The sequence below is a fragment of the Variovorax sp. P4_D9 genome (assembly GCF_056401695.1).
In genome coordinates, this window is sequence record NZ_JBFUIU010000641.1 from 1 (window position 1) to 5157 (window position 5157).

Genomic DNA, 5157 nt, shown 5'->3' on the forward strand with positions numbered 1-5157 from the left:
CTGGATATAAAACCAGTATTCTGCGCCTGCGACGATTGGCCTGACGCTCGTTACATAAGCGTTTTAATGCAAACAGGCGCAAGGGAGATCGTTTTTATGCCGTTATTAACGTTTTATGGCTAGGATGGGGCCATGGAACAGAAAAATTCGCGCCCTCTGATGYGGCAGACCTCCGGCGATCCAATCGGAGGTGCGTGGCTCGCGCGCGAGTACGGCCTCCAACTCGTTCAGCCCCTCCGTGTAAGGAGCGAGATCGGGCCGCGCAGACACACAGTACACCATGGGGACCATCGTCGGGAGATCCATCAGGAGCAAATGCGGCCGGACTCCGACGTGCCGGCCCACCTCACGTTCCTGCTGAAACACGAGGGCGCTCATCTAGAACTTCTGGCGCGCCTGTTCGAGCGCGTGGATCCGAACATACTCGCCGCCTGGGCGCGCTCGGAGCCGACCGGGCAGTATGCGCGCCGCGCGGGCTTCCTATACGAGTGGATCACGAGGCGCCAACTGGATATCGATGGCGTCTCGATCGGTGGCGGATATGTCGACGCCCTGGACCCGGATGACCAGATGGTGGCAGAGGCGAGCGTCAATCTTGCCCGCTGGCGTGTCCGCGACAACATGCCAGGCACCAGCGACTTCTGCCCGACGGTGCGTCGCACGCCCCAGGTGCGCGAGGCTCTCGAATTCGACTTGGCCGCCGCGCTCGGGAAGGAAGAGGCCGAGTTCGGCGCCGAGGTCTTGCGCCGCAGTGCCGTCTGGATGACCTTGCGCGAAAGTCGTTCGAGCTTCCTCATCGAAGGTGAGCAAGACCAAGTGAGCCGCGTTCAGCGGTTTGCTGCTGTGATGGAGACGCGGACTGGGGCCGGAGAGATTCCCCTGTCGGCCGAAGATCTGGCGACGCTGCAGAAGGACATCCTCGGTGAGGTGACGACCCTCGCATCGTTCGGCCTGCGGCAGTCGGCCTTGTTTGTCGGTGAGACGGTCCGCTACGAAAACGTAGTGCACTACGTCGCGCCGGAGTGGCCCGATGTCGCTCCCATGCTCGAGGGGCTGCGGACATTCGTGGAGCGAACGCAGGGGGCATCGGCCACAGCTCGCGCTGCGGTTGCTTCTTTCGCGTTCGTGTACATCCACCCTCTGGCGGACGGCAACGGCCGCGTGCACAGGTTCCTGGTCAACGACGTGCTGCGGCGCGACGGCGCCATACACGCTCCTTTCATTCTTCCCATATCCGCCTTGATCACCGAGCACTCGGCGGAACGTRCACGGTATGACGAAGCGTTGGAGGCCTTCTCTCGGCCGCTGATGGAGCGCTATGCAGACCGGTATCGATTCTCGAGGGAGCCGGAGCAGCAACCTGACGGTGTCATGTCGAACTTCCATTTCGACGCGTACGCCGATGCACGGATGGCCTGGCGGTTTCTCGACCTGACCAGCCACGTTGAATACACAGCAGGGCTCCTCGCACGAACCATCCAGCAAGAGATGCATGCACAGGCCTCCTTCTTCCGAAGCCTTGGCCAGGCACGGGCAGCGGTGAAGGAAATCATCGAAGGGCCAGACGCCGACGTGGACGCCATCATCCGATCGGCGCGAGAGAACAACGGCGTGCGTTCGGGGAAGCTGGCCAAGCGATTCCCGGCCCTGCAGAACGACGCGACATGGGATAACGTCGCGGCCGCCGTCGCAGAAGCTTTCGCGTCCCGGTCGCCGCCTGAAGACGCCGAGGATGYCGATCAGGAGACACGGCACCCGATTGGGTGAGGGCGTGYGCATGGCGGGCAAAGTGTGATTTTCTCCACGCCTTACCTAGCGCGATCGTCTTCCGACCTGCGAGACTTCTTGGGTCAAAAACTCCAAAACTCTTGTAGATGAACTCGAAGTCTCTCGCGCTTGTTGCTACGTCCTCCATCCATTTCGCCGGCTGCGCCATCCAACCCTGAGCTGCGGCACCTGCGCCCGCGCCCGCCGCTCCGGTGGCAACTGCGCCCGCCCCTGCCCCCGCACCGGCACCCTCGAAGGTCGAAGCATCGAAGAACGGTCGCGAGAAGGGGACGTCCGTGGCGACCGATGCGCTGGACTACGCAGCAGTCAAACGCGCTTCGAGGAAGGGCTACGACGGCATGACCGCGATTCACAACAAGACGGTCAAGTTGGATGCGAAGAACATGGACAAACACGGCTACTTCACCATGAAGCGCTCCGACAACATCTTCTTCAACTGCGAATCACGCGCGCCAGGCTTCAAGCCCGGCCCGATGACCGGCACGATCAGCACGTCCGAGTTCTTCGATGATGGCTCCAAGGCGCACGCCATCGGCGTCGCGAACTGTGCGCCCGCTTGATCTGATGCACAAGGTTTTCAGCGATGCGATCGACGGAAACTGAAGAAGGCATCGCCCAGCATCCCTACATGCTTCACATCGAGCGGATCGTTCGCATCTATCCGTTGATGACCGAGGCCGAGCGATCCGAGTGAGTCCATCCATCTCTTGGGGGTGTGCAGTGCAGCAAAGTAAGCTTCGGAGATGGAAACCGGGGCATCCTCTGGCCAAGAGGTCCTGCAGCTGCGCGCCGTGCTGCGCGGCATCAGCCCGCTAATCTGGCGGCGCCTGCTGGTGCGAGGCGATACAAGCGTCGCCCGGCTGCACCAGATCCTGCAGGTCGCATTCGGCTGGCAGGACATGCATCCTCACCGCTTCGAGATTCGCGGTCGCGAGTACGGAGTCAATCAGGAGGGCGGCGTGGCCTTCGACACCGATGCCCACAATGCCCTGATCGGCCAACTGGCGCTGCGGCGCCTTGAGCGATTCACCTACGAATACGACTTCGGCGATTTGTGGGTGCACGATCTGCGCATCGAGGCCACCTTGCCCCTGGACCCGAGGCGGTTGTATCCGGTGTGCATCGCAGGCCGGCGTGCGGCACCTCCGGAGGATTGCGGCGGTCCGCAGGCGTTCATGGCCACTCGGCTCGAGTACACCTTGATCGGCGAGGGCAGGTGCCGGCACGAGTTGGAGGATCTTCTCGACGGAGTGGACGACGAGGAATGGGACATATTGCGCCACTACCACCCCGACCGCTTCGATCGGCGAGCCGTCAACCGAAGGCTCGCCGCATTGGCTGCGCAATCGCAGGAAAGGTAGGCTGGCTTTGTCGAGTCCGCGGTCAACCAGGTGATCGCCAAGCGGTTCGTGAAGAAGCAGCAGATGCGCTGGACGCCGCGCGGAGCGCATCTGCTGCTCCAGGTTCGTACCCAAGTCCTGAATGACGAACTACGAGCGTCCTTCGAGAGGTGGTATCCGCACTTCGGCGCTCAGGATCAGATACCCCTCGCAGCGTAGCCACGGGAACGGATGCTGCACTGCACACCCCCAAGAAATGGATGGTCTCCTGCAAGCGGTTGGTGCGAGCAACCTCAAGGTACAGATGGATCTGTACCACTGCCAGATCGTCGAAGGTGACGTCGCGATGAAGCTGCGCCAGTACCTGCCGACCGGCCGGGTCGGCCATTTGCAGATCGCCGGCGTGCCCGAGCGCCAAGAGCCTGACCTCGGCGAACTGAACTACGAGTACCTGTTCGACGTGATCGATGAGCTCGGATTCGACGGATGGGTCGGGTGTGAGTACAAACCCAAGGAAGACACGTCGGCTGGCTTGCGGTGGCGTGCTCATCAGCTCGAACGCAGGCCCTTCAATTCTCTGGCTCCCAGTCGCCAAGGCAGCGCCATGCCGAACCCTTGAGATGGCAGCGGCGGAATCCCGATGATCCAGAACACAAGGCGTTCTTGAGAGCAGAACCCCGCTGATGTCGGTAACTGGAAGATGAACGGTTTGCGCGATTCGACACCTGCGCTGCTCGCAGTACTGCTCACCGACTTTCACGAACCCGTTGGAGCGAATCTCGCGGTGTGCTTGCGATTTCCAGCCGTGCCAGCGCAGCGCCGTGCAAGGACTCCGGTCCGTCGCTCGCGGGCGCCATGGGCGGTCAGATTCCGGTGGTGTCATCTCCATCGGGATCAGCCTTGCGCCTCCGCGCCTCCGCGCCTCATGGTCGATCTGGGTGACCTCCGGGTTGGCGCCGGAAGGCTACCTTGCCACCGAGACCCGCAGCGCGCCGACGCCCCTCTGGCTTTGCCAGGGTGGGCGGAGTGCCTTCCAGCAAGCTGTCGATGATGAATATTCATTCTTCGGCAAGCGAGATGCGCGCTTCCGCGAAGGCGCTGGCTCGCATCTTTCGAATCGGAGGTCAGGGCTGAATGGCGGGGACCATCGTCGAAGACATCGAGCCGCACTGATCAAGCGCTGCGGCGACCAACATGCGGGTCAAGCTGCGGCGCTGCAAGGCGCACACGAACCGACGGCCCATGTGACCGTCCCGCTCGACGCCTCCGGCGATTACCTCGAACTTGGACACCTCTTCGAGCGGCACAGCGGTCAGGACGGTGCCATCGATGGCGACGCGCAGATGCTTGGCACCGTTGTGCTTGCGGCCGCCTGCAAACCAGCCGATGCGGAACTGCTCATCTTCGATGTACTCGCCGCAAGCGATCGTTTCCTTGCGCACGCTCGCATGGGCGAGGCGGTGCAGGCCCGCCAGCTCTGCAACCGTGCGGGCGGCGCAGCGGTAAGAACTTGAAGCGCCGTGCTTTGCTCGCATTCAAGCGTAGCTCTCGGCCATCGCGTTGTTGTAGGCATCGCCGACGGTGCCCATCGACGACTGCCACTGCTTGTCTTTCAGGGCGAGTCGGACGAGTTTCTATCCCAGCTGTGTCCCGATCTGCTGCAGGCGGCCTGCGAGCGCGCGGGCCACCCGCTCACTGCGTTTGCACCCCGGCTACGACCAAAGCTACACTTCATCGCAAGTTTTCTGGCAGATCACTTCGCTCACCATGCCGCCCAGTTGGGCTGATGACCAAAGGGAATTTCTATGACAGCTGATCAAACGCGAATCGAGCACGACTTGCTCGGCGACCGTGCGGTTCCGCACGACGTCTACTACGGCGTCCACACATTGCGGGCGGTGGAGAACTTCCCGATCACGGGCACGCCGATCTCCATCTACCCGGAACTGATCAAGGCGCTTGCCGTCATCAAGCAGGCGGCGGCCTTGGCCAACAACGAGTTGGGCCTGCTGGACGCATCGCGCTGTTC

The 5157-nt window shown here is 62.3% G+C and carries 5 protein-coding genes and 2 pseudogenes; 6 read left to right on the forward strand and 1 reads right to left on the reverse strand.

Annotated elements, in window-relative coordinates:
* Window positions 1-315: 315 nt before the first annotated feature.
* From AC1DY5_RS41310 to AC1DY5_RS41330, 5 genes and pseudogenes are all read left to right on the forward strand, one after another.
* On the forward strand, window positions 316-1767 hold the full coding sequence (locus tag AC1DY5_RS41310) for a Fic family protein (protein WP_478120230.1): 1452 nt from the start codon (window positions 316-318) through the stop codon (window positions 1765-1767).
* 296 nt (window positions 1768-2063) lie between these two features.
* Window positions 2064-2348 (forward strand): hypothetical protein, encoded by a 285-nt coding sequence (locus tag AC1DY5_RS41315; RefSeq protein WP_478120231.1) that lies wholly within the window; start codon window positions 2064-2066, stop codon window positions 2346-2348.
* A 183-nt stretch (window positions 2349-2531) separates the two neighbouring features.
* On the forward strand, window positions 2532-3149 hold the full coding sequence (locus AC1DY5_RS41320; protein WP_478120232.1) for a plasmid pRiA4b ORF-3 family protein: 618 nt from the start codon (window positions 2532-2534) through the stop codon (window positions 3147-3149).
* Between the two features lie 3 nt (window positions 3150-3152).
* Window positions 3153-3347: pseudogene (locus tag AC1DY5_RS41325) on the forward strand (ISKra4 family transposase); the annotation flags it as partial.
* Window positions 3271-3747, forward strand: a complete 477-nt coding sequence (locus AC1DY5_RS41330) for a TIM barrel protein (protein WP_478120233.1) — start codon at window positions 3271-3273, stop codon at window positions 3745-3747. The pseudogene AC1DY5_RS41325 and the gene AC1DY5_RS41330, both read left to right, overlap by 77 nt.
* Window positions 3748-4252: 505 nt before the next feature.
* Here AC1DY5_RS41330 and AC1DY5_RS41335 read toward each other — a convergent pair.
* Complete coding sequence (locus AC1DY5_RS41335) at window positions 4253-4570, reverse strand: hypothetical protein (protein ID WP_478120234.1); 318 nt, start codon at window positions 4568-4570, stop codon at window positions 4253-4255.
* Window positions 4571-4933: 363 nt separating this feature from the next.
* On the opposite strand from AC1DY5_RS41335, the pseudogene aspA reads away from it, so the two are divergent.
* A pseudogene (gene aspA / locus AC1DY5_RS41340) lies at window positions 4934-5157 on the forward strand (aspartate ammonia-lyase); the annotation flags it as partial.